Source organism: Iodobacter sp. BJB302 (assembly GCF_002735645.1).
Taxonomy (GTDB): domain Bacteria; phylum Pseudomonadota; class Gammaproteobacteria; order Burkholderiales; family Chitinibacteraceae; genus Iodobacter.
The window spans coordinates 41657-67699 of sequence record NZ_PDZG01000006.1 but is presented as its reverse complement, the minus strand read 5'-3'; the positions used below and the strand labels follow the sequence as shown (position 1 = coordinate 67699).

General features: G+C 50.6%; 22 protein-coding genes. 9 read left to right on the top strand and 13 right to left on the bottom strand.

Translation table 11 applies throughout. From position 1 onward, the window contains the following. Nucleotides 1–91 precede the first annotated feature (91 nt). The 5 genes from CSQ88_RS03390 (at nt 92) to CSQ88_RS03370 (ending at nt 5287) form a co-directional block, all read left to right on the top strand. A complete protein-coding gene (locus CSQ88_RS03390; RefSeq protein WP_099396692.1) occupies nt 92–502 on the top strand; it encodes a hypothetical protein in 411 nt (136 codons plus the stop codon). 151 nt (nt 503–653) lie between these two features. Next, on the top strand, nt 654–1991 hold the full coding sequence (locus tag CSQ88_RS03385; protein ID WP_099396691.1) for an HD-GYP domain-containing protein: 1338 nt from the start codon (nt 654–656) through the stop codon (nt 1989–1991). Then, nucleotides 1988–3538, top strand: coding sequence for a GGDEF domain-containing phosphodiesterase (locus tag CSQ88_RS03380; RefSeq protein ID WP_099396690.1), 1551 nt, complete (start codon nt 1988–1990; stop codon nt 3536–3538). The genes CSQ88_RS03385 and CSQ88_RS03380 overlap by 4 nt, the downstream gene beginning before the upstream one ends. A 44-nt stretch (nt 3539–3582) precedes the next feature. Then, nucleotides 3583–4902, top strand: a complete 1320-nt coding sequence (locus CSQ88_RS03375) for a deoxyguanosinetriphosphate triphosphohydrolase (RefSeq protein ID WP_099396689.1) — start codon at nt 3583–3585, stop codon at nt 4900–4902. A gap of 91 nt (nt 4903–4993) precedes the next feature. Further along, nucleotides 4994–5287, top strand: a complete 294-nt coding sequence (locus tag CSQ88_RS03370) for a hypothetical protein (RefSeq protein WP_099396688.1) — start codon at nt 4994–4996, stop codon at nt 5285–5287. 173 nt (nt 5288–5460) lie between these two features. On the opposite strand, the gene CSQ88_RS03365 is transcribed toward CSQ88_RS03370, so the two are convergent. The 4 genes from CSQ88_RS03365 to CSQ88_RS03350 form a co-directional block, all read right to left on the bottom strand. Beyond that, on the bottom strand, nt 5461–6060 hold the full coding sequence (locus CSQ88_RS03365; RefSeq protein WP_099396723.1) for an OmpW family protein: 600 nt from the start codon (nt 6058–6060) through the stop codon (nt 5461–5463). Nucleotides 6061–6340: 280 nt separating this feature from the next. Beyond that, a complete protein-coding gene (locus CSQ88_RS03360; RefSeq protein ID WP_099396687.1) occupies nt 6341–7930 on the bottom strand; it encodes a diguanylate cyclase in 1590 nt (529 codons plus the stop codon). Continuing rightward, on the bottom strand, nt 7920–9056 hold the full coding sequence (locus CSQ88_RS03355; RefSeq protein ID WP_143449399.1) for a hypothetical protein: 1137 nt from the start codon (nt 9054–9056) through the stop codon (nt 7920–7922). The genes CSQ88_RS03360 and CSQ88_RS03355 overlap by 11 nt, the downstream gene beginning before the upstream one ends. 121 nt (nt 9057–9177) lie before the next feature. Beyond that, nucleotides 9178–10962 (bottom strand): sigma-54-dependent Fis family transcriptional regulator, encoded by a 1785-nt coding sequence (locus CSQ88_RS03350; protein ID WP_099396685.1) that lies wholly within the window; start codon nt 10960–10962, stop codon nt 9178–9180. Between the two features lie 806 nt (nt 10963–11768). On the opposite strand from CSQ88_RS03350, the gene adh reads away from it, so the two are divergent. The 4 genes from adh (at nt 11769) to CSQ88_RS03330 (ending at nt 16764) form a co-directional block, all read left to right on the top strand. Then, nucleotides 11769–13289, top strand: a complete 1521-nt coding sequence (gene adh / locus CSQ88_RS03345; RefSeq protein WP_099396684.1) for an aldehyde dehydrogenase — start codon at nt 11769–11771, stop codon at nt 13287–13289. Nucleotides 13290–13455: 166 nt separating this feature from the next. Next, nucleotides 13456–13788: a DUF779 domain-containing protein gene (locus CSQ88_RS03340; RefSeq protein ID WP_099396683.1), complete on the top strand. Its 333-nt coding sequence runs from the start codon at nt 13456–13458 to the stop codon at nt 13786–13788. Nucleotides 13789–13898: 110 nt separating this feature from the next. Continuing rightward, on the top strand, nt 13899–14906 hold the full coding sequence (locus CSQ88_RS03335) for a DUF475 domain-containing protein (protein WP_099396682.1): 1008 nt from the start codon (nt 13899–13901) through the stop codon (nt 14904–14906). A gap of 241 nt (nt 14907–15147) precedes the next feature. Continuing rightward, a complete protein-coding gene (locus CSQ88_RS03330; protein WP_099396681.1) occupies nt 15148–16764 on the top strand; it encodes a methyl-accepting chemotaxis protein in 1617 nt (538 codons plus the stop codon). 93 nt (nt 16765–16857) lie between these two features. Here CSQ88_RS03330 and CSQ88_RS03325 read toward each other — a convergent pair whose 3' ends face one another. From CSQ88_RS03325 to CSQ88_RS03285, 9 genes are all read right to left on the bottom strand, one after another. Then, entirely contained in the window at nt 16858–18057 is a 1200-nt protein-coding gene (locus CSQ88_RS03325; protein WP_099396680.1) for a TerD family protein, read from the bottom strand. Between the two features lie 476 nt (nt 18058–18533). After that, the gene (locus tag CSQ88_RS03320) at nt 18534–19421 is read right to left on the bottom strand and encodes an HpcH/HpaI aldolase/citrate lyase family protein (protein WP_099396679.1); all 888 of its coding nucleotides are present in this window, start codon (nt 19419–19421) and stop codon (nt 18534–18536) included. Further along, nucleotides 19414–20514: a cysteine protease StiP family protein gene (locus CSQ88_RS03315; protein ID WP_099396678.1), complete on the bottom strand. Its 1101-nt coding sequence runs from the start codon at nt 20512–20514 to the stop codon at nt 19414–19416. Before CSQ88_RS03315 ends, CSQ88_RS03320 begins: the two co-directional genes overlap by 8 nt. Continuing rightward, complete coding sequence (locus CSQ88_RS03310) at nt 20511–21263, bottom strand: hypothetical protein (RefSeq protein ID WP_099396677.1); 753 nt, start codon at nt 21261–21263, stop codon at nt 20511–20513. The genes CSQ88_RS03315 and CSQ88_RS03310 overlap by 4 nt, the downstream gene beginning before the upstream one ends. Then, nucleotides 21241–22410 (bottom strand): phosphoribosyltransferase domain-containing protein, encoded by a 1170-nt coding sequence (locus CSQ88_RS03305; RefSeq protein ID WP_099396676.1) that lies wholly within the window; start codon nt 22408–22410, stop codon nt 21241–21243. The genes CSQ88_RS03310 and CSQ88_RS03305 overlap by 23 nt, the downstream gene beginning before the upstream one ends. Next, nucleotides 22407–23477, bottom strand: a complete 1071-nt coding sequence (locus CSQ88_RS03300; protein WP_099396675.1) for an ATP-grasp domain-containing protein — start codon at nt 23475–23477, stop codon at nt 22407–22409. The genes CSQ88_RS03305 and CSQ88_RS03300 overlap by 4 nt, the downstream gene beginning before the upstream one ends. 333 nt (nt 23478–23810) lie before the next feature. Next, nucleotides 23811–24392 carry a TerD family protein gene (locus tag CSQ88_RS03295; protein ID WP_099396674.1) on the bottom strand — a complete coding sequence of 194 codons (582 nt, stop codon included), beginning with the start codon at nt 24390–24392 and terminating at the stop codon, nt 23811–23813. Nucleotides 24393–24609: 217 nt separating this feature from the next. Then, nucleotides 24610–25320 carry a TIGR00266 family protein gene (locus tag CSQ88_RS03290; RefSeq protein ID WP_099396673.1) on the bottom strand — a complete coding sequence of 237 codons (711 nt, stop codon included), beginning with the start codon at nt 25318–25320 and terminating at the stop codon, nt 24610–24612. A gap of 119 nt (nt 25321–25439) precedes the next feature. Continuing rightward, on the bottom strand, nt 25440–26015 hold the full coding sequence (locus tag CSQ88_RS03285; RefSeq protein ID WP_099396672.1) for a TerD family protein: 576 nt from the start codon (nt 26013–26015) through the stop codon (nt 25440–25442). Between the last annotated feature and the right edge of the window lie 28 nt (nt 26016–26043).

Here is a 26043-nt window from a genome sequence, read left to right as displayed (position 1 = left end):
GTCTTCTCACAAAAAAACGGTCGCCATTTTAACAAAAACTTACCCGGGAGGGAGTTTTTCTAAGCGCAAAAACCAGCCTTCATCATAGAAAATGAAAACATCTTATTCGGTTAAAATAATACCGATTGCCCATAATGCCCCTCAATCGGCACCTAGGGGCGGTAACACGAATTCAGCCCACTTTTTTTCACCCTTCCAAGCCAGGGAAACAGGCATTATTTACGGCAAGAATAAGCCCTGGCAGCGTGCAAAAAAGGACGCTATTTCGCTCCGCCCGCCCGATAAAGCGCGCGATGCCTGCCTGAGCAGCCTTGAAATACTGAAAAGTAATACAATAAATTTATTAATTGCGATTAATATTAAATCTGCTTTTACGATATTTGCTTATCCACACAATAGGGCACTTCAATACTTTGATAGCAAATATCTGTATGCCAAAAATAATAGCCGGATATCGCGGCAAGTATTCCTTACTGCTATGAATCATTTACAATCACGCTAATGACGCATTTGAAACAAGGGCAAGTGCTTGCTTACAATCAGCAAATAGCACTTTGCAAGCAAATACTTAGCTTTGCTCCAGGCGACTGGCAAAGGCCAAGTCAGCAAAAGCCAAATATGCAGCCCTAAACCCTTAGCACAGACCTATACAATTGGAAACACGCCTTCCCGTCACAGCTTTGCAAGCTGGTTTATTTATTAGCGAACTCGATCGCCCGTGGCTGGACACGCCTTTTTTGCTGGAAGGCTTTCTGCTTGAAACCCCTGAGCACCTCTCACAGCTCCAAGAATACTGCAAGTTTGTAACGGTTAACCTGGATCGCTCTGTGGGTGGCATAGAGCGCTGGGCATTTTTAATCGATCAAAAATTCAATTCAGAGCCGCTTGTACCGTACATCCAATACCAGACCATAGAAATTAAAGAACAAATTACCCTGCTTAAAGAATTACGCCAGCGCTTTGCACTTTGGTCCCAGGGCAAAAACAGCAAGGCAGACACGGCCTGGGTTGAGCCTAAAATTATTATTTATGCCGACAGCACGCCAATTAAGCGGGAAATTCCTCATGCTCAGGCTGTACATCGCCTAGCCAGTGATGTGATTGAAGCGGCGATGGAGGCCATCAGCAGAGATCTGCAACCCAGGGTAGAAGCCATCAATGATGTTGTTTCCGAAATGGTGGATTCAATTATCCGGAATCCCAGCGCCCTGCTTTGGCTGTCGCAACTCAAAGCCACCGACAACTATGCTTACGGGCATGCGCTCGACACCGCCGTTTATATGCTGGCCTTTGGTCGGCACCTTGGCTATCCGCAGGAAGACCTGCATAAGCTGGGGTTTGCTGGCTTAATGCTGGATATTGGCAAAATGAAACTGCCGGAAAACCTGCTTAAACACAGCGGCTCTTATTCGCCGGGCGAGTTTTCCATGATGAAAACGCATGTCTGGCACAGCCTGGATATTCTGAACCAAATTAAAGAAGTACCCCTCGATGTCTACGATATGGTGGCGCGTCACCACGAGCGCATCGATGGCAGCGGCTACCCGGCCGGATTAAAAGGCGAAAGCATCGGTTTGTTTTCCTGTATGGCGGGCATTGTGGATTGCTATACCGCCCTGACCAGCGACCGCAATCACGCAGAAACAAAAAACAACCACTCTGCCTTACAGCTCTTATATAAATGGAGCGATAAATACTTTCACCAGGCACTGGTGGAGCAATTTGCCCAGTGCATTGGTATTTTCCCCGTCGGTACACTGGTTGAGCTGAGCAGTGGCGATATCGGCATTGTGGCCGGGCAAAATCGCAGCAGAAGGCTCAAACCCAAAGTGCTTTTAATCTTAGGCCCGGATAAGCAGCCACATGCCCGCCCCAATTTATTAGATTTAATGATTAATCCTGCGATGAATGCCGGGCAGGAAATTTGCATCCGCAGAGAATGGCCACAGGGCAGCTTTAATATCGATCCTAAGGAGTATTTTCTGGGATGAAAGAGCCCCTCACTATCGACCTTGCTCTTCTCGCCAGCTATAAGCTTGAAGAGCAGGATGTACTGATACCCAAGCTAGAAGCCATGGTACAAGCGCACTGTCAGCCAGCAGATGAAGTACTTTACAATGAATATTTTCAGGCCCTGATTCAGGGTGAAGCCATTGCCCTGTGGCCTCAGCTCAGCCCTCATGGTTTAAGCCAGTCAACGCTGCTTTTATTAGGCTGGCGCGAGCTGATTTTGCGCCATATTCCCGCGGAAGCCGAAGCACTGATTAACCGGCTGTGTTTTACCGAGCTTGAAAAAACGCGGCAGCATATACAGGCCCTCACCCCCTTACAAACCAGCACGCCCGCTCATGGCTTAGAACATGCAAAATTGCATTCCCAGCCCGAGCGTCATATTGCCCTGCTCTATATCGAGCTTGGCCATATTGAATCTTTGCGCCAAAACGCCAGCCAGCAGCTCAATGAAATGCTGCGCCAGGAAGACAAACTTTATCCACTGGAAGGTGGCCTGCTGATGATTCTGCCAAATATGGCAGGCGAAGGGCATTCCTTGCTGGCGGCGGACAGGGCACAAAAACTACTGAAGCAATCATTTACAGAGTGGGCAATCAGCCCGCGTATTGGCATCGCTTTATGGCCGGATCATGGCCAAACGGCCAAGCAGCTGATACTGGCGGCCCAGGCTGCGGCTAAGCTATGCAGCAATGAAGAGCCATCTGTTTATCAGGCTAAACGGGATATTCAGGGCCGTCTGCTGAATAAACTGGAACAGCCACTTAGAGATGCGCTGGCACAAAACCGCTTTCATCTGGCCTTTCAGCCGCAGATTCAGCCTGGTCCCGATGGCCCTGTTTACAAAGGCGCTGAAGCGCTGCTGCGCTGGCAGGATGCCGTGCTTGGCGCAATCCGCCCCGATGAAGCAGTGCTGGTTGCCGAGCTGCTGGGCCTGATGCCGCAGCTGACCCGCTGGGTGATCCACACTGCATTGCGGGGGTTTTCCAAATTAAGCAAGATGGGGCTCAAGGGAAGTCTGAGCATCAATCTCACCCCTTCCAATCTGCTGGATTCGCGCCTTGCTTATGAAGTTGAAAATGCGCTGCAGCTGTGGAATATCCCCGGAGAGCGGATTATTTTCGAAATCACAGAATCGGCAGCCATCGAAGATCTGGAAGCCACGATCAGCAGCCTGCACGCGCTGAAAGCGCTGGGCTGTAAATTAGCACTGGATGACTTTGGTACGGGCTATGCGTCACTTTCTTACTTAAAACGCCTGCCAATTGATGAGTTAAAAATCGATCAAAGCTTTATCCGCACCATTACACAAAACAATATAGATTCACATATTGTTGAAAGCGTCATTAAGCTGTCTCACACCCTGGGCCTGAGCGTGGTGGCCGAAGGGGTAGAAGACAAAGCTACCCTTGAGATGCTGGTTTCCTACGATTGCAATTTAATCCAGGGATATTACTTCAGCCGCCCTCTGGCTCCCCGCGATTTAATGCAGTTTTACCGGCTGTTACAGCACTCCCGGCCAGCATAAGCAAGCCTCTGTACTCAGCCTCATTCACACGAGATCAATGAATAATGAACTGGCAACAGCTGCTCAATGCCGAGCGACTCGGCGCGGTACGCAATGATTTATTCCCCCACGAATCGGGGCGCAGCGATTTTCATAAAGATCATGACCGGATTGTTTTTTCTTCGCCATTTCGTCGTTTGGGCCGTAAAACACAAGTCCACCCACTGACCGAGAATGATCATGTTCACACCCGCCTCACCCATTCAATTGAAGTCAGCTGCGTAGGCCGCAGCTTAGGGGTGATTGTCGGGCAAAGGCTGCAATATGCCCTGCCCCAGCACATTACCCCTTATGATATTGGGGCCATTGTGCAAGCCGCATGTCTGGCCCACGATATTGGCAACCCGCCCTTTGGCCATGCCGGTGAATATGCGATTCGTGATTGGTTTTGCCGTGATCAGCATGCTTATTTACTGCAAAACCTGAGTGCAAATGAGCGGCTGGATTTAATGACCTTCGAAGGTAACGCTCAGGGCTTCAGAGTGGTGACCCAGCTTGAAAACCATCGCTTTGAAGGCGGCATGCGCCTCACTTACGCCACGCTGGGCACCACACTGAAATACCCATGGACATCCAGTGATGCGACGCCCAGCGGCAAATTCAGCTGTTATCAGTCTGAGCAAAACATTCTTGAAGAAATCGCCACCGAGCTGGGGCTGCCCATGCTGGGTAAAAACCGCTGGGCCCGCCATCCGCTCTCTTATCTGATGGAAGCCGCCGATGATATTTGCTACGCCATTCTTGATTTGGAAGACGGCATAGAAATCGGCATGCTGGCGTACGAGCAGGTTGAGCCGCTGCTGATTAAAATTTGTGGCGGAAAGCAAGATCTGCTTGAGCTGGAAATTGCCGCAGCCCCATCTGCCCGGCGCAAAATATCGCTGCTGCGTGGTAAAGCCATAGAGCGCTGCATCCACGATGTAAGTGAAACATTTATGCAGCACTACACGGCCATTATGGAAGGCAAATTTCAGGGTGATTTACTCAATGCCACCCCCAGCAGTATGCGCGATGGTATTAACGCCGCCAAACAGCTGGCCCGCGACCGCATTTTTAACGAAAGACGTAAGATTGAAATCGAAGTGGGCTCCTTTACCTGCCTCGATATCCTGCTCAACGCCTTTTGCAACGCAGCCTACCAGCAGAAAGTATCGCCACAGATGAGTTTCAGAATGAAACGGATTCTCGATCTGATGGAATACAACGCGCCCAAAAAAGAATGGTCGCTGTATGAAAGCTACAGCCGCGTACTCGACTTTATCGGCGGCATGACGGATAACTACGCCACCTATCTGGCACAACAAGTCGGTGGAATGGGGCGATAAGCCTGGCAGGCTGAAATACCGCCCCGCCTTTGAGACACCACTTTAATTAATTATCCAGTTTGTCTGCCTTAGCAGCAGGGGAAAAAGACCAATGAAAACTTTTATGCTCACCATCGCGTGCGCCCTTAGCCTGAGCGGCTGTGCCGTTGTAGCCGTGGGTGCTGCTGCAGTCAGCGTCACCAGCACTGCCGTTGGCGTGGCATGGGATGTGGGCAAAGCGGGCGTTTCCGGGGTAGCCGCCGTGGGCGGCGCAGCGGCAGATGCTTTAAGCAGCCCGCCCAAGCCCACCCCGCCAGCCACGGTGCCAGCAGCAGCTTATGTCACCCCTGCCCCCATTCCCCCTGTTGCAAATGAAGCCGAAGTAAGGCCATTTAAACCCGAATAAGCAGTTAGAAAGGGCATATCGATATGCCCTTATGATCCAGTGCCTGCCTGCAGAATAAAAAAATGCCGCATACGGATTGCTCCGGTACACGGCATAAACTTGAAAAATGTATTTATTAATCAGCCCGATTTAAATACATTTTTTAATTCATCATTAATTAAAATGACTTATTCTCAGAATTTTGTACCTACACCAAAACCAAAGACCCATGGATCAATTTTTAAAGTGCCCAAATCAGCACCATTCAGGCTCACATCCGTTTTAATCCAGAGTTTTTTGACATCGACATTAATAAATATATTTTTGCTTACGGCAAAATCTGCGCCAATTTGTAATGCGCCGCCAAAGCTGTTGTTATCAATGCTTAAACCCTGATTGCCCACTTTCAAATCATTATTATAAAAACGGGTGTAATTCAAACCGGCCCCTACATATGGGCGGAAAAAACTATCCGGGGTAAAGTGATATTGAACAGTGACGGTAGGAGGTAAAACAGAAACCTTGCCTAAGCTGCCCAGGCTGGAGGTCACTTCGTGGCGGGTTGTGCCTAAAATTAATTCAGCACCAATGTTATTGGTGATCATATAAGTAAAATCAAGCTCACCCGTTGTTGCTGAATTTGCGCCCACATTTAATGTACTTAATGCGCCGTCGGTGCTGTCTGCAGGTGCAACATTAATAACCCGCACACGGGTCAGAAAATCGCCCTGGGCCGCAAAAGAAACGGTAGAAACCAGGCTTAATACAGCGGCTGCAATGAATGTCTTTCTCATACTCTTACTCCGGATTATATCCATAATCAAATCAGTATCTGAATGGATGCGGGCAGGGCTTTTTTCATTACTAATGCCATGCCGCGCAAATAAGGGAGTGAAATGTAGCAAACAAAAAACGACTACATTTTGAGCCAGATCAGATAAATCACACTCAATTGCAATTTGATCTTTATTCACAAAACAAATAGCGATGATACGGAATATGGTTTAAAACAAAAAAAACCGCAATATAGCGGCGCAAATGTGTTTTAAACAGAAAGGATATAACTTTATATAATTAAGATGTAAAACCGGATGAAGAGATTCGCCATCGCACACAATTACGCCCTGCCGCTTTGGCCTCATACAAAGCCGCATCGGCCTCCAGAGCAAGCGTTCGGCAAGGCAGCCAGTGCCCGTTGTTGCTGGCAAGACCAATGCTCACCGTGGCGTGCAAGCCCCTGGCAATATTATCCCAATCGTGATTTTCCACCATGGTGCAAAGCCGCTCCGCAATTTGCCTTGCATCTGCAAACAAAACTTGCGGCAATAAGATATAAAACTCCTCCCCTCCATAACGGGCAATCAGCTCATTATTCCGGCAGGCAAATTGCAGCACCGAAGCCATGCGCTGCAAGACTAAATCGCCAATGGCGTGGCCATAAGCATCATTGACCTGCTTAAAATAATCGATATCCACAATCAGCAGAGACATTGGTAAGCGGGCCTGCTGATCTAGGCTGTCTAACTGCTGCTCCAGATGGCGGCGATTGGCTAATCCTGTGAGCGGATCACTTAAAGCGGCTCTGCTTAAAGAATCAAGCTGAGCGCTCTGCTGATTAAGGGTCTGGCACAGCAGTGCGTTTTCTTGCTTACGCTGCGTCAGCTCGATACGGTTTTCTAGGCGCTGCAAACGCCTTGCAGTAGACTGAGCCAGCCGTGGCAGACAAGCCCTGCCGTGGTTTTGCTCGTAATACTCTAAATAAATCCGATAATATTTCAGCGCCTCCCGGCTGTCTCCCTGCGACTTATGCTGCTGATAAGTGCCAAAGGCAAAACGCTCCAGTAAAGAGGTTGCTTGAATAGCTTTGGCCTGGGCTTCAGCATTAGCCAGATGCTGTGCGGCCTCCTGCCCGTCCTGGCGCAGGCAATAGAGCTTAAACAATTGAAACTCCACTTGGCTGGCCACCCAGCTGAAACTCAGTGCCGTGGATTGCAGCAGGGCAACCGTTAAATCAGCTTCAGCAAGTGCCAGCTGCCCCTGCTCCAGATAAACACGGCCACGAAATAATAAATATTCGGCCTGCCAATGGCGGTTTTTACAATCGAGTACAAAAAGATGCGCAAGGCGAAGAGCAATACCCGCCTCGGTATAACGATCCGCAGCCAGCATATCGGCAATCAGGCAAAGATACGCGCCTGCCAAGCTGGCTTTATCCTGCAAAGGCAGTGCAAATTCCAATGCAAGACAGTGGTAATGATGAGCCGATTTAAAATCATTTAAAACCCAAAACGCTTTGCCAATACCCAGTAAGGCCTGCACTGCAAAAAATCCATTCTGAAGCACCATGGCTTCTTCAAGGCAAGCCGACCACTGGTGAATCGCCTCATTCACATTGCCCTGCACCATGGCATGGCCGCCGCATTCATCGAGCGCCGCCAAATACTCATCCCAAAGCTGATAGCGCCGCAAAGCGGGCAAAAGGCGCTGATACTCCTGCGTTGAAGCCACTGTATCGCGCCGCCCTAAGGCTTTGGCCGCCAGATGCCTTGCTTTCAGTGCCTGGGGTTTATCCGCAGCGGCACACTGCGCCGCCAGCGCTAAAGCCGCTTCACGGGTATCAAAGGGGGATGAATCAAGCGATTCAAGCAATTGCTCAAGTTGCATATTCAGGCGCCAGGCTTGATTGCAACTGAGAACGCAAATTTTTATTCTCGTCTTTAAGCTGCATCACTTGCAGCAATAAAGACAGCTGCCGGAGTAAACCCGGTGCAATACGGCGTTTATGCTCATGCCGGGCCAGAAGATCGGCACGATGCCTGATATGCCATTGCTCAAGTGTGGCTAAAGCATCATCCGGCAGGCCACATTCTTCCTGCCAGCGGCCAAGCTTAAGCATAAAATCATGGGGGATAAAATGGCAGCCATTGGCCTCTCGTGCGGCATTTAAGACGGAATGCCCGGCCTTTATGGCCACATCAAGCTGGCCGCGTGTGGCCGCTAAGTCGGCAGCAATCAACTGCGCCTGCAGGCTGCCCCAAAGATAGCGGCAGGCATGAGCCCGGGCTGTTGCGGCCTGCAATACGGGCCCGGCGGCCTGGGTATCATTTTGTAAGCAAAGTAAACGGGCGCGGGTATTTTCAATATCAATCAGCAGGGTTTCTTCGATATCATCGACCGGCAGCTGCTTCAGCCACGCCAAGCACTGGGCCAGTCCTTGCAAATCATTTTGCTGCGCCAGAAAATTGGCGGTGTAAAGGCCTGCTTTAAACGACAATCGATTTAAGCCCGAGCGCATGGCCTGATTACACGCCAGCTCCAGCACTTGCCGTGCCTCCTGATACTGCTGATCTGCCAGCAGGATATTACTCATCCCAAGGCAGGCTTCGCAAAGCGCAGCGTAGTGATCACTTTTCTGTGCCAGCTCCAGAGAACTGACCCAGCAGGCAAGCGACTGATCATAGCGGCGCTGATCATAATGAGCATTCGCAAGCAGCTGCTGCGCCTCAATCTGCCAGGCCAGCTCGCCTGAGCTTACGGCAAGCTTTTCTAAAATACGTGCATGACGCAGCATCAGTGGGAAACGTAACTCTGCCCAGGCGGCCCGGCAAATCAACTCGTGCAGCACCATTTCATCCTGCAATGAAGCGGCCTGAGGCGCATCACGCAATAAAATGCGCGCTGCAGGCAGCGCCTCGGGTGACGCAAGCCATACCAGCTGACGCACAGCCAGCAAGCGCTCGCCCCACATTGCAGGCTTACACCTAGTCGATTTATCTACTTTACTATTCACAAGTTATGTGTCAGAAAAAAGATTGTAATAGTATGACTTAATTTTCAATAAAAGGCGCAACTAAACACTTAGCATTCGCCTTTATGCAGCAAATTTGTACTTTAAAATCCAACACTACTTTTTATCCCGCTTTAAAACGCCGGCGGTACAAAGTGCTGCGAGCCACGCCCAAGGCTGCTGCCGCCTTGCTTAAATTACCTTCAAACCGGGCAATGGTGTTTTCAATCAGCTCATGGCTGCTGCTTGCCAAAGAGCTGGCTTCACTTATAACCGGCATTTGGTATTCTTCAGGTAAATCTGCATAAGTAAGGCATGCTCCGTCATCAGACAAAGCCAGCAGTGTTTTCAGCAGGCTTAATAATTGCCTTACATTACCCGGCCATGGATAGCGCACCAGCGAAGCCATTAAATCATCGCCCAAAATCACGCCCCGCGCAGCGCCGCTCGACTCCTGCCACAGGCTGGCAATAAAACCTAGTAAATCGGCATGCTCCCGCAGCGGTGGCAAATGAACGATAAAATCCTGCAGACGGTAAAACAGATCGGCTCTGAACTCGCCCGCAGCCACCATCCCGGGCAGATCACGGTGGCTGGCACAAACGACAGAAAAATCCACCTTATAAGGCTGGCTGGCTCCCAGCGGCGTGACTTCGCGCTCCTGTAATACGCGTAATAATCTTGCCTGCATCAGCAGCGGCATATCGCCGATTTCATCCAGCAGCAGCACGCCCCCATTGGCTTCGCGCAATTTACCCATACTGCCCTTACGCTTAGCACCAGTAAATGCGCCCTCTTCATAACCAAATAATTCGGATTCAATTAAGGATTCGGGCAGTGCGGCGCAATTAATCGCCACAAACGGCCCCTTGCTGCGCTGACTGGCGGCATGTAAAGCGCGGGCAAAGACTTCTTTGCCACTGCCCGTTTCGCCTTGCAACAACACCGCCACACCTGCGTTCAATACGCGCACCGCTTTATCCAGCTGCTTTTGAAATGGCGGCACGACTTCATGAGAGATTGCTGGCTTTGCTGCTGCACGCGTCTTTGGTGGTGTGATAGTGAGATAAAAATGTTGCCCGCGCTGGCTATAAATCATCCGGGGCTGCGGCATGGCTTGCAAAGATCCATCAAACAACTCCGAAAAGCTACACCTGCCTAAATCCTCCCAAGTTAAACCCAGCCAGTGTAGTGCCACACGATTGGCCGCAATCAGTGTGGCACCTGCAAAACCCAGCACGCCTTCACGCGGCGAGCCAAGTAATTCGGCGCGCGGGTGCAAACGCATCAGCCAATGCTCATCACTGGCCAGCCCCAGCCAGCGGTGCTCAATCTGCTGCGCCGCCAAACGCACCAAACCCAGCGCATGCAAATGATGCAAACGCGCATCCCCGGAAACATTCAGTACCCCGGCAAGGCGGCCATTGGGCGCAAAGATGGGCGCGGCCGAACAGGAAATACCCATATTTTGCGCAAGGAAATGCTCGCCACCGCGCACCTCAACCGACTCCCGCAAAGCCAGCGCCGTGCCAATGGCATTGGTGCCCTTAGTGACCTCATCCCAGCTCACCCCAGGCAAAAGCGCCACCTGCTCGGCCTTTTTCATAAACTGCGGATTGCCCGTGGTATTCAGAATCAGCCCGCTGGCATCGGTCAGCAACACCACACTTTGAGTGCCCAGCACCTGCTCGTATAAGCCATCCAGCTCCGGCAGCGCCACCCGCAGCATCTGCGCGTTATCGGCCAGCGCACCTTGCAAATCAGCCTTACCCAAACGCTCAATCGCCGCATCAGCACACCCCTGCTGCTGGCAACGCAGCCAGGACTCAACAATTTTCGGCGGCAAATCAGCAGGACAAATCCCCTCCTCAAAAAACTGGCGGCGGGCAGTGGTATGCACAATGCTCATGGGGGGCTCCTTTAAGTGCTCGCAAAGAAAACCAAAAATCTGCGGAGTAAAAAACAAAAGATCTGTCGACACAGAAAATACGGAATTAAAAAGCAGAACACGAAGAAATCATGGGGGGCGGGTGCAACTCCATATGCGCTAAGAAAATTGTTTTTCATTAACAAACAGCGAAAAAGCATAACAACCACGCTCTTTGCATAGGGCTTTTTAAAGTCCCCTTGAAACACGCCGGAGCGAGGAACAAGCGGGGCGGGGTTTCGGCCAGGGAGCGAGGCAGCGAGCTAATCCCGCCTGCCGCCGACTCGATTGTCCGCAGCGCAGGGGCCTTCGTGTTTCGTGGGGCGGCCTTCTTTGGCTTCGTTTCTTGGCCGTTCAAGAAAGGAAGGCCCCCGCGGTGGCTACCGCTCCAAAACCAACGTGCCGAAGGCACTATCTTTTTGACTTTGCTTAGCGCATATGGAGTGAAACCCGCTATTTATTGGCTTTTGAGGAGTAAATCTGGCGGGTTGCACCCGCCCTGCAGACGCGCCCGCTAATAATGAAACCTCTGTTGCACCACCCCTCACCCCACTGTTGCAAATTGCAACACTAGTAAGCAATTAATCAACATGAAATATACCCTAAGCGCTTGTAAACAAGAAAAATAATGCCAATCCGCCATCCCGCACCGCAATATCAAAATAATTTATCCCAGCTTTCAAAAGTATTTCACCCATATTGCAGCGCACTATCCAACTCACCCGGCACGCTTTCTGCTCATACCCAAGTACGCGGGCAAAATCGCCCCATACCATCAGGAGATAAGCATGAGTGCATTGATTCCAGGCCAGTATGGTTTTCCACTGCAATTAAAATCGCGCTACGCCAACTATATCAACGGCGAATGGCATGCACCGCTGGCTGGGCAATACTTTGAAAACATCAGCCCGGTTACCGGCAAGGTGATTTGCGAAGTGCCGCGTTCTGATGCTGCTGATATCGAAATGGCGCTCGACGCCGCCCACGCAGCCAAAGGCGCATGGGGAAAAACATCGACCACTGAACGCGCCAATATTCTGAATAAAATTGCCGACCGTATCGAAGCTAATCTGGACATGCTGGCCACTGTAGAAACCTGGGATAACGGTAAGCCGATACGTGAAACCCGCGCGGCCGATTTGCCACTGGCCATCGATCACTTCCGCTACTTTGCCGGGGCGATTCGGGCGCAGGAAGGCAGCATTGGCCAGATAGATAACGATACCGTGGCCTATCATTTTCATGAGCCGCTGGGCGTGGTTGGGCAGATTATCCCGTGGAATTTCCCGCTGCTGATGGCCACATGGAAGCTGGCCCCGGCGCTGGCCGCGGGTAATTGCGTAGTGCTTAAGCCTGCAGAGCAAACGCCGCTGAGTATTTTAGTGCTGATGGAAGTGATCGGCGATTTACTGCCCAAAGGCGTGCTTAATATCGTCAACGGCTTTGGCTTAGAGGCAGGCAAGCCACTGGCCTCCAGCTCACGTATCGCCAAAATCGCCTTTACGGGCGAAACCACCACCGGCCGCTTAATCATGCAATATGCGGCGCAAAACCTGATTCCGGTCACGCTGGAGCTGGGTGGCAAATCACCGAATATCTTTATGCCCGATGTAATGAAGCACGACGATGCCTTCTTTAATAAGGCCATCGAAGGCTTTGTGATGTTTGCGCTCAACCAGGGCGAAGTCTGCACCTGCCCCAGCCGCGCCTTAATTCATGAATCCATTTACGATGCCTTTATGGACCGCGCCCTGACCCGCGTTGCTGCCATTAAGCAGGGCAATCCGCTGGATGCAAGCACCATGCTGGGCGCGCAATCTTCTATGGAGCAAATGGAGAAAATCAGCGCTTACTTAGATATCGGCAAGCAGGAAGGCGCAAAAGTATTGGCAGGCGGCGCACGCGCAACGCTCGCAGGCGAATTAGCGGGCGGCTATTACATCCAGCCAACCGTCTTCCGTGGTCATAATAAGATGCGGGTTTTCCAGGAAGAAATCTTTGGCCCTGTTGTGTCCGTAACCACCTTTAAAGACGAAAACGAAGCTCTGCAAATCGCCAACGACACGCTCTATGGCTTGGGGGCTGGCCTGTGGACCCGCGACACGCATGCGGCTTATCGCATGGGCCGCGAAATCCAGGCTGGCCGGGTGTGGACCAACTGTTACCACGCCTACCCTGCCCACGCCGCTTTTGGTGGCTATAAGCAATCAGGAATCGGGCGTGAAAACCACAAAATGATGCTCGGTCATTATCAGCAAACCAAGAATTTATTGGTGAGCTATAGCCAGGATGCGCTTGGCTTTTTCTAAAATCGGGCCAGATAAAATCAATCACTGGCCCCACCTGGCGCGGGGCTGGGGAGCGTAAGTCTCTGCATGTGCTTGATGTGTTCCCCCTTTGAAAAAGGGGGAATCTGCAGCACTGAACTGCTGGCTAAAAATACGCAAATACTCAGGCGTTGGGAAGGATACATCCATGAAAAATCAAGTCAGCGCCACCCCGACCGCGCTTGCCCTGATTGAAACGCTGGCAGCCAAATATGGCCCGCTGATGTTTCATCAATCGGGTGGCTGCTGCGATGGCAGCTCGCCCATGTGCTTTCAGGCAGGTGAGCTCATCATTGGTGACAGCGATGTGCTGCTGGGTGAGATCGGTGGCATGCCGTTTTATATTGGCGCTGCGCAGTTTGCTTACTGGCAGCATACGCAACTCATCATTGATGTTGTGGAGGGGCGCGGTGGAATGTTTTCTTTAGACGGCGCAACAGGCTTACGTTTTTTAACCCGCTCTGAACTTTGCCCAATTTAAGCATAATGACTTACGTCTTATTTTAATTTTGAAAGATTATAAATAACCCAAAGAACAATGCAGTTGCTAAAATCGTGGGATCGATCACTATTTCCCTCACGAGAAAATAAATGCTCTCTAACCTTCGCTTTTTTAAAAGCTCGTTCATTGTTACGCTGATTGGTTTAGCAGCAGCATTCTGGCTGGGTGGCCCCAAAGCCATGTTTATTGCCGCTATTTTATCGGTTTTAGAAGTTTCTCTCTCTTTTGATAATGCAGTAGTCAATGCAACCGTTCTTAAAGATATGGATGCCGTCTGGCGTAAGCGCTTTATGACCTGGGGTATGCTGATTGCCGTATTTGGAATGCGAGTTATATTCCCTGTGCTTATTGTGGCCGTTATTGCACACCTTACCCCATGGGCCGCTTTAATGATGGCGGTGAGCCAGCCTGATCAATATGCAGCGGCTTTAATCTCATCCCATATTATGGTGGCTGGATTTGGTGGTGCATTTTTAATGATGGTGTTTTTAAAGTTCTTTTTTGATCAGGACAAAGATGTGCACTGGCTGCATGCTATTGAATCACCTTTAGTTAAAATGGGCAAAATGGGTGGAATTGAAATCGGCCTTTGCCTTATTCTTGCCTATGCTTTTTCTACTCAGCTGAATACTGCTGAGCAGCTTAGTTTTATTCTTTCCTCAATTACCGGTATTGTGACTTATATTGTTGTTGATGGATTTGGCTCACTATTAGGCGGTGAAGAAGGACACGATCAGACCGTTGTTGTTCGTACCGGCCTTTCAGCCTTTTTATATTTAGAAGTACTGGATGCCAGCTTTAGTTTTGATGGTGTCATTGGCGCATTCGCACTCTCCAACAATATTTTCATTATTGCAATTGGCCTGGGTATTGGCGCCATGTTTGTCCGGTCACTTACAATTATGTTTGTAGAAAAAGAAACGCTGGACCAATTCAGATTCTTAGAGCATGGTGCGTTTTATGCAATTGGCGCACTGGCCTTTATTATGTTCATTGGCACTTTCCATGAAATACCGGAAGTGGTAACAGGCTTAATTGGTGCAGGTTTGATTGGTGTTTCATTACTTGCATCTCTGCATTATAAAAAACACAATTAAAACTATTCAATCAGAAAAGGGGCGATCTTTGGATCGCCCCTTTTTTTTAAGCAAAACAATCAACTTCTGCCCCTGCTTTGCTAAACAAGCAGCAAAAAACTCTTACGTGCAAAATTCAAGAACTTTCAAAAAAACATAATAAAAACCATATCCGCTTATCAGCTTACTTAAATAAAAGGTTTTAAATACGCATAAACAGTCATACATTTCAAAGGTCATTCTGACCATTTTTGAGACAATCATGAAAGTTAAGAATAAGCTAATATTATTATCAGGAAGTCTGATCAGCATTATTTTAATGCTGACTGCGCTGAGCCTGTCTAGCTTAGAAAACGGCTCCAGAAACTTCCAAACCACAATCGCAGATCGTGTAATGCCACTGGTGCAGTTAAAAAATGTTTCCGATATGTATGCCATCAATATTGTCGACACCGTGCATAAAATCACCAATGGCAGCCTGACCCCCGCACAGGGGCTAAAAAATGTAAAAACAGCCAGAAAAACCATTGAGAAAGAATGGCAAATTTATAAAGCCACCGATCTGACTCCCACAGAAAATGAGCTGGTTCAGACCGCAGATAAAAGCATGAACCCTGCAGCAAAGAGCTTTGACGAGCTGGAGAAGCTATTAGAGACCAGTAATTTTGCGGCCATCAATGAATATGCAGCCACTACCCTGTATCAGCGTGTAGACCCGATTACAGAAGTGGTAGATAAGCTGATTCAGCTGCAACTGAATGTAGCGAGAGAAAACTTGGAATCATTTAAAGAAAGCCATCATCAGGCCATTGTGGGCGGGGCCATGTTTGTGATTATCGCTACCCTTGCTGGCCTTATTCTTACTTTATGGATTATGCGGTCGCTTTTGAATGATCTGGGCGGCGAGCCCAGCGATATGCGCTCGGCAGCTACACGAATCTCAGAAGGCGATTTAGCCTCGCCCGTGCATGTGCCCAGCAATATGCGTGACAGCTTGGCCGGTGCAATGGAATCGATGCGCACCCAGCTGGCAGCGCTGGTAGAAAACATTCAAAGCTCATCCACGCAGCTGGCCACCGATGCTGCACAAACCCGCAGCAGCAGCCAGGAAGTACACGAATCAGCCGGAGAGCAAAGCGATGCAGCAGCCAGAATGGCGGCAGCGGTAGAAGAATTATCCACAGGGATGTCCCACCTTAAAGACTATTCAAGCTATGCCTTTGAGGTAGCCAGTAATTCGGGCCTGCAAGCCGAGCAAGGTGCACAAGCCCTGCAAGAGCTGACCAGAGAGATGCAAATCGTCTCAGACAGCGCGCATATCGTCACAGATACGGTTAACAATCTGGAAGAGCACAGCGCCAGCATTGGCCGGGTAGCCCGGGTAATTCAGGATATTGCCGAACAAACCAATCTGCTGGCCCTGAATGCTGCCATTGAAGCCGCACGGGCAGGCGAGCAAGGGCGCGGCTTTGCTGTTGTAGCCGATGAAGTTCGCAAACTGGCCGAGCGCACCACCCAGGCCACCCGGGAAATCCAGGAAACACTGGGCACCATCACAAACACCACTCACGATGCCGCCACCAATATGCGGAACAGCCTGAGCCAGACGGAGCTGGCTTTAGAGCATGCAAACCGCAGCAGCGTCATGCTGGGGCTGATCAGGCAAAGTGCGGTGGAAACCAAGGAAGCCATGGCAAAAATCACCGATGCCCTTGCCGAGCAAAACACCGCTGGCCAGGAAATCGCTGTGAATGTGCAACTGATTGCGGTGATGACCGAGCGCTCATTCTCTGCATCTAAAGAAATCAATATCGCGGTAGACAACAACGCCCAGCTGGCACAAACACTAAGGCAGGCTACAGTGCGGTTTAGTTGCTAAGCGTAAAACAGCCTCTCAAATCTGAATGTGTTTCAGGATTTGAGGGGCTGAGAACATCAGACAGAGCTATTGGGATAATGATTCCGAAGCAGCCTAATCTTTAGATCCCTTTTTAAACCGCAAACCAAACCCAAACCGGTCATTCACCTGCTCATGTGCGCTTTTACCGTTGCTTTGGGCAAAGTACTCCACCAGCTTAGTCACTTGCAGATTGCCACCGATATTTTCAATCATGGCAATGGCACACATCGATGCATTGTTGCCCTGATCCAGACGCACTTCCACTGGTGCCCTGCCGGGTACTTCGATGGTGACTACGCCATCGGTTGCAGCCCAGTCTGGCGCGCCTTCGTAAATAAAAGTAAAAATCAGCAGGCGTTTAATCTGGCTGAACTGATCACCATTAATAAAGATATTTTCCCCGCCCGCATTACTGCCAGAGCGGTCATCGCCTTCCAGATGCACATAGGGCGGCTGTGTAAAGCTACCCCAGCTATTGCCCAAAGCTTGCACACCACCTGGCGTGCCGTCAGCCATTTGAAACAAACAAGCTAAATCAAGATCGATCCGATTGCTGGGCGCTGGTTTATTAATCAGCTTATTAAAAAAGCCGCTTTTTTCAGGCCCGGCCGGCTGTGCCGATTGATTCCAGTTTAAATTTACCCGGATACGGCCAAAGCCTCCGCTGGTGTTTTTCTCTAAGGAAACCTTATCGCCGCGTTTTTCCAGTGTAATTTTTGACAGAGAAATAGGTTTTGCTGCAGGCGCTGGTGCAGGAGCAGGAGCAGTTGCTTCAGCTTCAGTACCACCAAAATGCTTGAGCAAAGCCGATAAGCCACCATTAAAGCCCTGGCCTACCGCGCCGAAACGCCATAAACCATCCCGCCGGTACAGCTCACCAACAATCACCGCTTTTTCATCCTGAAAATCAGCGCCAGAAAAAGCAAACTCCGCGTTACCCAAACGCATCGAGCTGGCCCCCAGCTGACGCATCGCGCCTTCACTGCTGACCGAAACGGCAAAAACCAGCTTATGGATACTGTCCGGCAAACGAGCCAGATCAGTCATAAAACTTGCACTACCTGTTCCCAGCTCCAGCACCACGGCATTATTCGGGCACGATTTCTGATTAAAAAACACCATATAGCGATCATCAGACAGCTGATCATTGGCATCCAGACCAAAACAAGCGATATCCACTTCAATACCTGCCATATTCAGCAACACAGGAAACGATCCTGAGCAGCCCAGATCAGCCAGCTTAGCCTTCTGTCCACGCGCAAAATTTGTCATGATTCTCGATCTTTAATTAATTGAATAAGTGATTTGAAGTAGTGAAACCCAAATCTTGAAACACGGGGGACACAGAGAACACGGAGTTTCATGGAGAAAACTATGTAATAAATAAAGCCCTATTCTTTAAGTTGTCAGCATTCTCAAACCTGATAATCTGGGTTTTCATCACGGCTCGTAGCATGGGGCTTAAATCCCCCCTGAAGCACGCCGAAGCGAGGAATAAGCGGGGCGGGGTAGTCGTCAATTCGTGTTTGAGCGAAGCGAGTTGAATTGACGCCGCCTCGATTATCCGCAGTGAGGGGCCTTCGTGCTGTTTGGGGCGGCCTTCTTTGGCTTCGTTTCTTGGCCGTTCAAGAAAGGAAGGCCCCCGCGGTGGCTACCGCTCCAAAATCAACGTGCCGAAGGCACTAAAAAGATCTTTTTGACTTTGGTTAGCACCTATGGAGTTTCACCCGCCCTGCGCGCAACACTCCTCACACCATCGAATGAATCCCAAACACCCTTGCCTGCTCCAGCACCCCATGCGCCCAAGCGCGGTGGGTGGCTACTTCGCACATGGAATCGTGCATCCTGAATACGGCAGGGCTGGATTCGTCGATGATCCTCATCGCCACATCCACATCCCGGTGCTGCACCCGATAATGCTGCTCGATCAGCGCCACCTGGCTGGGGTGAATCGCGGTTTTGCCTATCATGCCGTGGGCTAAGTCTTCTTCTACTTCCAGAGCCAGCAGGCTTGGGTTATCTAAATGCTCAAACACAGGTGCAGTCAGCACAAAACCGTAGGGGCGAAAAATCGTCACCAGCTTTGAAATCACCGCCCCCAGCGGGGTTCGGTAAATTGTAAGATGCCGTGGCCTGCGAATGCCCAATAGCGCCAGCAAATCATTGCCACCAATCCGCAGCGCCTGAATATGATCCCGCACGCCTGGGCGCTCGAGGCAAAGGCGCAGCTGCTTCATCTCGGCATCATCAAACACTTCCACCGTTTCCAGCGTGGGCATCAGCATAAAATGCGTTTTGCGGATCTGCTTAAAATAGGCGTCAAAATTGTGCTGAGTAATTTTAGGCAGCACAAAGCCTGTCAGTTTTTCCACACCAGGCATTTCCAGCACACGCTTCAGCACCTCCGGGTTTCTGACCCGCACAAAACGCTCGGTTGTTGGCCGGTCAATCATCTGCTGCAAAACCAGCGACAGGCTGAACAGGGCGTAGCTCAGCTCGCTTTCTGCCACCGCGTCTTCGGTGCAAAAAATCACTGAGCGCAGCTCACCCAGCAACTCACCATCAGCAATCTGCTGCAAATCCTTGTGGGTAGCAGGCACGTAGAGCGACGCCCCCATGACTTTATGATTAGCCATCTAAAACACTCCCAATCAGTGATACCGCTTGATAAGGCAGGCCCGCATCCACGATAAGCGGAACGTTTTTTTCTATTGCCAGCAGCTTTAAATGCGCTACATCGGCCACAGCCGGATCACGCAAAATTAGCAGCCTTGGCACTCTGCGCAGCAACACTCGGGTGGCTTCGCCTATGCCGGGCTTAATCAGATTGACATCCTCAATCCAGTACTGCTCCTGAGTGGCTTGCAAAAAATCAGCTGAAATTTGCTCCATTTTGACCCGATTAATGGGCTGAGCAGCAGGCACGCCATGCTGTTCTGCCAAGGCAATAGCATCGGCCACAAGGCCATCAGAAAACAATTGCGACTGATCTTGTAACTCAAATTCATCGTAATAAACGCAGCCATGAAAATCACCCGGCCCGATCGAATCATTGAGCACCGAGCGGCTAACGAGGCCAGAAACCGTGGCATTCAGGATGCTCGACGGAATCAGATAGTCCTCGGCTGAGGCTGCACACGCGGCGGTGCCCGCCAGATCAGACAAAACATAGAGGCCACTATCGATGGCAACGCTATGCTGCAAATTAAAGGCATTTACCGCCTGCTCCAGCACGCGTGAAATCACGCCCTTGCCGGTCCAGCCATCAATAAACACAATAGATTCTGGGGAATGACCCTGCTGCAAAATATGTTGCAAGGCAACAATATCAATGCCGCGATCACGAATAATCGATACCGAGTAATGCACCACCTCCCGCCCCAAAACGCGTTGCAACAGATGCTTTAAAATAACGCCAACGGGGGTTCCGGCACGCACAAGGGAAACCAGGGTAACCGGCCCGCGGCGTCTTGCTGCAATCAGCGCCGCCAGCCTCAGGCAATCGCCTGCCATTTGCTGGCGATTAGCCGCGAGCGCATCCTTAAAAACCTGCAAATAACGCGGTGAAGGCAGGGATTCGGGCGAGAGCATTTCGCTGTAATGCCGCGCGCCGGATTGAATCAGGAATTCTTTGTTTGCCACATCAATAAACGGCTGTTGCGATAAGCGTTTAAGCAAAAAGCGCACATCATCCGGACGATAACTACCGCAAAAGCCACGATGACTCATAATGCAGCAACAGTCAGCCTGGCAAGCTGTGTGCCGTTTGGAATCAGGGCGTAATCGCAGCTGGCCATAAAACGCGCATCCGATTGGCTGTCGCCCATGCCGATGGTCATGATTTCACCGTGCTCTTTTTGCAGCAAGGAGCGCACATAATCCACCGCGCGGGCTTTATTCAGTGTTTTGGGCAGCACGGCTAAATTATTGCCATTGCGATGAATAAAGAAGTCTTTACCCTCGCCCGCCACCCAGGGCGCAACGGCTTCACGCTCGATTTGCTCCAGATTGGCATCGATCTTGTCGGGGTCTTTAATCAGCGCATAAAACGGCGTATTACAATCCTCAACCAAACGGGCACGCCCCTTTAAACCCGCTTTTTCGCAATAATCATCAATCACGGCCATCACAGCGTGCAGGCCTGGCAGTGCCTGCTGCATATCCGCACGCATGGTTTCCAGCCAAAATTCATCCACGCTGCCACAGGGCTTGAGCACCACACCGCCATAATCAATGATGGAATAACTGTTAAAAGGTAAATCAACCCGGCGCAGGGCATCTAAATTACGCGCCGTGCTTGGAATCATGGTCATGGACGCGCTCATCATCTCGAAGAACGCACGCTGACGCGGTGTTGTGAATGAAATTGCAACACCATCTTTCAGATAGCCAACCGGACGTAAATCATCCACCCCGGCGCACTTGCCCAGCGTTTGGAACAGGGTGTCATCTAAATCAACGAACAGATATTTCTTCAATATGATTCTCAGATAAGAAATGGAATAAACGCCCGCCTACAGCCTGCGCAATACGCTGTAGCGCTTGATTCGGCGGGGTTTCATGGCAAACCAATACATGATCGTACTGGCCGAGTGTGACGTTATAAATATAGTTTTCGACCCCCTCGCCATAGTTATCTGCAAAGCTCAGCGCATGGCTGACCGCCCCCCATTTCAGGATGGGTGAGCGTGTGGTCGATTGCACCTGCACATCACAACCTAAGGCTTCCAAAGCGCTGCCCAGCAGATAAGCCGGGTGCATAAACTCACCCGTACCTAAAACCAAGACCCGCTCATCCGCCCCAATAGCAGCGGCTAATTTTTTGGCCAGCGAATCAGGCGCAGCAAGCGCACGATCGAGCCCAAGGCGGCCAAAACCGCCATTTGCACCGCGATCAGCATGCGCCTCAAATACCTGCGCCGCGCGGCTGGATGGCTGTAAATCGCCAGCTGTGAACACATATTCCCCACTTAAGCTGGCGGCAATTGAAACGGGAATACCAAAGCGCTGCGACAGAGCCTCGTTTGCAGCCTTGCCCATAAAATTGGTAATGGTGGCAAGGTGAACGTGCCCGATGTTTGGATTGAGTACCCGGCAGGCATTGCTTAGATTTAAAAAGGTGTTGCCGGTGCTGGCTTCATCGTCCACCAGCACCAGGGATTTGGCATTCAGTAATAAGGCCCGCAGCCGGGCATCTTGCGGCATATGCAAAAACTGCCTTGGCGCATGGCTGTGTGCTTCGGCAAATTCGATAATCTCTGCCCCGCCAACGTGATAACGCGAGGTGTGCAAAAACAGCGCTTCTGTATCCGGGTGAGCGTTTTTATAAGCTTCAAAAACGCCCTGCCCCAGGCCAATTGCCGTTTCGGCCATAGCGATAAACACCACCGGGCCGGGTAAACCGGCGGGCACTTGCCCGGCCAGATTTTCATGAATTTTGCGCATCAGCGCAGGGCGCACCGGCCAGTGTTTGCCCAGCACCTTGCTTAAAAACAGAAACCCCCGCTTGGCATTCGCTCTTGCTGCAAAGCCCATCAGCTCATCCACGCTGAATGCACCCGCATCCACATTGAGCTCCATCAGGCCGGTGGGTAGTTCAACTTTAATGCTTTCGGGCCGGCTCATTGCAATGCCGCACACGGTACTTCAGCTGCTGCCAGCACTTCTGCATCAACCAGCACAGCAGCACGGCCCAGCTCGGCCACGCGAATGCCATGCGGCACTTCCGGGATATGCAAGTTATCAAAACCGCGATCAAAACCAGCCAAAGCTAGATAAGGTAAATTAGGCCCGCCAAGGCAGGCCATGGCGATGCCGCCAGACATACGCGGGTTAATTTCCAGGAGGCCAAGGCCGCCTGCTCTTTCTTTAAATTGCACATTGAAATTGCCATTCAGGCCAAAAGCTTCGGCCAGCTGGCGCACGCTGTCTAAAATATCGCTGCGCATTTCGATCATCTGGCCACGGCCTGCCTGCTTCATTTTTTTGCGCGGCACGGCGCAAACCAAGCGGCCATTGTCGCCAACGCAATCCACGCTGTATTCATGGCCGTCGAGATATTCCATCACAATCATGGTTTTAAAGGTGCCCATGGCAGCAAAACCCCGGCGCAGATCATCAAGGCCAATATAGTATTGCACGCCTTCTGTCAGCAGCTGCGCGCTGGAGCGCTCTTCATCGATAATGGCAAAACCCAGACCAAATACCGATTTGGCCGGCTTAATACATAGTCTAGCGTGATCTTGCCTGAGCGCCTGATAAGCCGCCTCAAACTGCGCGGCGGTTTCTACCACCCTAAACGCAGCAGGTGGCGTGCGCGGCAAATCAACAGCCTGATAAAACGCAGCCTTATCGTGCAGCAGCTCCAGCATTTCAGCGGATGCCACAGCTAAAACGCGCGTGCCCTGCCGCTCAAAGCGCTCGCGCTCTGCGCTAATGAGTACAGCTTCCTTACCGGGAATAAAAATAGTGATGGCGTGGTCAAGACAAAATTGTAAACACCATGCCAGATACGCTTCGCCCTGCAGGCCGGAAGGCTCTACCGCAAATTGATGCGCTGCTTGAAACGATGCTGCATATGGATTGGTATGGCTGGAGACGATGTGATAATCGCCCGCAAGATCGGCCTCGCGAATCAGGCTGATTGCTGCGGCAACAGAGGAAAATGTTTTATTAAACCAGACGTGCTGCATAGATGCCTTCAGGAAACGAGCCAGCAAACAGGCCGGGCTAAATTCCTGACTAAAAAGAGCCCGGTTTATTTCCAGCCCGAGCTTTCAAAAGCGATTCGCCTTTAAAAACCCAAACAGAAACTTTAATCAGACGGCTCTTTACCAGCGGCACTCAAACCCGACACATCGCCAGCAAGGGACTTGCTTCCAACAAGAATATGGAAACAAGCCCCCACGCGATAGAGAACTACAATGCTTCTTTTTACAGGTGAGTCGTGATTTGTGGCATCAGCTCATCAAAGGTGCGGCCCCATTACCAATTTCACCGATGGCGTGCATTTTCCACTCCTCACATTACAGATGCGGTGTAATTTGCGGCATCAGCTCATCAAAGGTGCGGCCATTGCCAATTTCGCCAATGGCGTGCATTTTCCACTCATTATTATGGCGATACAGCTTGGCCATAATCTGCGCATTGTGTGAGCCCAGTGCAGACAAATTAAAACGCGCCACTTCTTTGTTATCACTGGCGTTCAAAATACGGCAAGTGGCATTGGCAATTTGCGAGAAATTCTGGCCGGTGAAGCTGTTTACCGTGAAGACCAGGCTTTTCACATTGGCAGGCACACGAGTCAGATCAACCACGATTTGCTCATCATCGCCATCGCCTTCACCGGTACGATTATCACCCGTGTGGGTGATTGAGCCATCTTTAGATTTCAGCTGACGAAACCAAACCGCATCCACTGGATGGCCTTGCTCGTCAAACAAAATGCACGATGCATCCAGATCAATATCAGGTGCGCTGCCACCAAAGCCCAGGAAGCCCTTGGATTTCACTGCATCCCAGGCGAGGCCCATGATGACTTTACTTAATGCAACACCAGCCTCTTTCTCGAGGGAAATCTTCTGGCCTTTCTCTAGGTTAATCGCCATGCTGTACTCCTTGATGAATTAAGTATTTTAGGGCGGGAGGAACCCGATCCTGTCAACCGAAGAACAATCCGCAGCCTGGCTTAGCAGTCTGCGTATGAGGCTTGCCTCACTCTGTGTATATCGCGTAAGCCAACATTCTTTTTCACCTGTTTACGCTGATTTGCATCGCCCCAAAGGCCATACAAACCAGCTGAGCCAGGCTACTCAAGGCGGATATTTAGCCGCCGTTTTTTTTCTTCAGCCACTCGGCAAAAGAATCACGGTTTCTGGAGCAAATAAAGACCTTACCTGTGCCGCTAAAGCGCAGCACAATGCCTTCGCCGCTGGTCACACTATTGACTAAATTACCCAGCATGCCGCCAAGGCCACCGCCGGAATTACCTGTAGTTACAGAGATCTCATAGCGCAGGCTATTGTCCCAGCACACCACATGCGAGTTATCAATAATCACGTCTTTGCCCGGGGCCACGTCCAGCTCAAACATCGAGCCAAAGCCTGACACCACCACCTGCCCCGTGCCTGAGGTTTCCATCACAAAAAACCCGCCAGACTGGGCAAACAGCGCGTTACCGATATTTTGCATACGCACTTTCATTTCTGTGCCCGATGTCGCCGCAACAAAAGCGCCATCGTTTAATAAGTATTGTTTTGCGCCTACATCAACAATTTGCATGGCACCGGGCAGAGTGGGTGATAACAGGCAATCGCCCTCACCCCTGACCGCTTCAATCTGCTGCTGAAAGAAAGACTCGCCATTGGCAAAGCGTCGCATAATTGCCCCGCCTATTCCGCCATTCATGCTGCCTTTCAGATCCAGATTGGCTTCCATCATCACCATTGCATCAGATTCGCAATAGATTTTGTCGCCCTTTTGTAAGGACACATGCAAAAACGGATCAACATCACCGGTAGCAGTAAACACTGTCATGCTTATAAATTCCCGCAATTGCAAACAGCTTGGGCGGTTGAAACCCCTGCCGCTTTACGATCATCAAATACAACATGCCTCAGAGGAAAAAATCCCCCCGAGGCATCAACATCAGCTTATTAAGCGCTAATACCGAAAGAGCGTGCCAGCGGCGCTAAGCCACCCGCAAAGCCCTGACCCACTGCTTTGAATTTCCACTCTGCACCAGCACGGTAGATTTCACCGAAAACCATGGCTGTTTCTGTGGAGCTGTCTTCAGACAGATCATAACGCGCGATTTCTTTATCGCCATTGGCATCAAGGCAGCGGATATACGCTTTACCTACCATGCCAAAGTTTTGCTTGCGTGCTTCAGCATCATGGATGGTTACACCAACGGTGATTTTATCGATGTCTGCTGGCACTAAAGCCAGATCAATCACGATCTTTTCATCGTCGCCGTCACCCTGGCCGCTGGTATTGTCCCCTGCATGGGTAACAGAGCCGTCGGTTGATTTCAGGTTGTTGTAAAAAATGAAATCAGAATCAGCACGAACCTTACCGTCAGCTTTGAGCATAAAAGCACTGCCATCCAGATCAAAAGCAGAGCCATCTGTAACGCGTGGATCCCAACCTAAACCAATCACCAACTTTTTGAGGGAAGGCGCTTCTTTACTTAAATTGACGTTGCCGCCTTTTTGCAGACTGATAGCCATAAACGAAATTCCTTTAAAAAATTAACGA

Bases quoted from the DNA above. Each gene is read 5' to 3' on its own strand.
- CSQ88_RS03390 (WP_099396692.1), top strand. From the start codon at position 92: ATGAAAACATCTTATTCGGTTAAAATAATACCGATTGCCCATAATGCC.
- CSQ88_RS03380 (WP_099396690.1), top strand. From the start codon at position 1,988: ATGAAAGAGCCCCTCACTATCGACCTTGCTCTTCTCGCCAGCTATAAG.
- CSQ88_RS03375 (WP_099396689.1), top strand. From the start codon at position 3,583: ATGAACTGGCAACAGCTGCTCAATGCCGAGCGACTCGGCGCGGTACGC.
- CSQ88_RS03370 (WP_099396688.1), top strand. From the start codon at position 4,994: ATGAAAACTTTTATGCTCACCATCGCGTGCGCCCTTAGCCTGAGCGGC.
- CSQ88_RS03365 (WP_099396723.1), bottom strand. From the start codon at position 6,060: ATGAGAAAGACATTCATTGCAGCCGCTGTATTAAGCCTGGTTTCTACC.
- CSQ88_RS03360 (WP_099396687.1), bottom strand. From the start codon at position 7,930: ATGCAACTTGAGCAATTGCTTGAATCGCTTGATTCATCCCCCTTTGAT.
- CSQ88_RS03350 (WP_099396685.1), bottom strand. From the start codon at position 10,962: ATGAGCATTGTGCATACCACTGCCCGCCGCCAGTTTTTTGAGGAGGGG.
- adh (WP_099396684.1), top strand. From the start codon at position 11,769: ATGAGTGCATTGATTCCAGGCCAGTATGGTTTTCCACTGCAATTAAAA.
- CSQ88_RS03340 (WP_099396683.1), top strand. From the start codon at position 13,456: ATGAAAAATCAAGTCAGCGCCACCCCGACCGCGCTTGCCCTGATTGAA.
- CSQ88_RS03335 (WP_099396682.1), top strand. From the start codon at position 13,899: ATGCTCTCTAACCTTCGCTTTTTTAAAAGCTCGTTCATTGTTACGCTG.
- CSQ88_RS03330 (WP_099396681.1), top strand. From the start codon at position 15,148: ATGAAAGTTAAGAATAAGCTAATATTATTATCAGGAAGTCTGATCAGC.
- CSQ88_RS03325 (WP_099396680.1), bottom strand. From the start codon at position 18,057: ATGACAAATTTTGCGCGTGGACAGAAGGCTAAGCTGGCTGATCTGGGC.
- CSQ88_RS03320 (WP_099396679.1), bottom strand. From the start codon at position 19,421: ATGGCTAATCATAAAGTCATGGGGGCGTCGCTCTACGTGCCTGCTACC.
- CSQ88_RS03315 (WP_099396678.1), bottom strand. From the start codon at position 20,514: ATGAGTCATCGTGGCTTTTGCGGTAGTTATCGTCCGGATGATGTGCGC.
- CSQ88_RS03305 (WP_099396676.1), bottom strand. From the start codon at position 22,410: ATGAGCCGGCCCGAAAGCATTAAAGTTGAACTACCCACCGGCCTGATG.
- CSQ88_RS03300 (WP_099396675.1), bottom strand. From the start codon at position 23,477: ATGCAGCACGTCTGGTTTAATAAAACATTTTCCTCTGTTGCCGCAGCA.
- CSQ88_RS03295 (WP_099396674.1), bottom strand. From the start codon at position 24,392: ATGGCGATTAACCTAGAGAAAGGCCAGAAGATTTCCCTCGAGAAAGAG.
- CSQ88_RS03290 (WP_099396673.1), bottom strand. From the start codon at position 25,320: ATGACAGTGTTTACTGCTACCGGTGATGTTGATCCGTTTTTGCATGTG.
- CSQ88_RS03285 (WP_099396672.1), bottom strand. From the start codon at position 26,015: ATGGCTATCAGTCTGCAAAAAGGCGGCAACGTCAATTTAAGTAAAGAA.